The organism is Methylobacter tundripaludum (assembly GCF_002934365.1).
GTDB lineage: Bacteria > Pseudomonadota > Gammaproteobacteria > Methylococcales > Methylomonadaceae > Methylobacter_A > Methylobacter_A tundripaludum_A.
This window is the reverse complement of sequence record NZ_PTIY01000045.1, coordinates 1-1,012: the sequence shown is the minus strand read 5'-3', so window position 1 is coordinate 1,012 and position 1,012 is coordinate 1. Positions and strand designations below refer to the sequence as shown.

General features: G+C 46.2%; 1 protein-coding gene. It reads left to right on the top strand.

Features of this window, described 5'->3' with window-relative positions:
• Positions 1-49: 49 nt before the first annotated feature.
• Complete coding sequence (locus B0F88_RS19125; RefSeq protein WP_104425532.1) at positions 50-1,006, top strand: IS30 family transposase; 957 nt, start codon at positions 50-52, stop codon at positions 1,004-1,006.
• Positions 1,007-1,012 lie beyond the last annotated feature (6 nt).

The window sequence follows — 1,012 nt, the reverse complement described above, 5'->3', positions numbered from 1 at the left end:
CTGATATAGTTTCACGCTTTTTTCAATCCGACCAAAGACGAGAAAGCGCATGAGAAACTATAAACAGCTAAGCCAAGAACAAAGATACCAGATTAAGATATTAATCACAGCGGGAAAAAACCAGAAAGAGATAGCAGCGTTATTGTGCATATCGGGGTCTACCGTGTGCCGGGAGCTGAAACGCAATCGAGGCAAAAAGGGCTACTTCCCGAAGCAGGCGCAAATAAAAACGGATAAGCGACGGGCTCAAGCAGCAAAAGCACTAAAAATGACCGCAGAAGTGATCGTTGAGATTGAAGAAAAAATCCGTTTGGACTGGAGCCCGGAGCAAGTCTCGGGGACGCTGAAAATCGCAATCAGCCATGAGCGCATTTATCAGCATATTTGGACTGATAAGCACAATGGCGGTACCTTGTATCAGCATCTTCGGCACAGCAACAAGAAACGCAAAAAGCGATACGGATCCAAGGATAAGCGCGGCCAGATCAGGAACCGTATCAGTATCGACGAACGCCCAGAGATCGTTGCGCAAAAGACTCGCATCGGCGATTGGGAAATCGATACCGTGATAGGCAAGAACCATCAAGGCGCCTTAGTGACGATAGTGGATCGGGTATCCAAGTTCACCCTGATAAAAAAGGTAGCAAGCAAACATGCAGAGGTTGTTACAGAGGCTACTGTATCATTGCTACAGCCCTATCTGGATAAGACGTTAACGATTACCGCAGATAACGGCAAAGAGTTTGCAGGACACGAAAAAATCAAGGAGCAACTGAACGCTGATGTGTATTTCGCTCACCCTTATAGCTCCTGGGAGCGAGGCTTAAACGAAAATACCAATGGTTTGATCAGGCAATACTTTACCAAAGGGAGTAGCTTTGAGAACATAACCGACGACGCGGTTGAGGCAGTCATGCATAAGCTCAACCATCGCCCTCGAAAAACACTCAATTTTAAAACACCTCATGAGGTCTTTTTTCCTGAACAAGAGAGGGATGCCGCATGATTACTA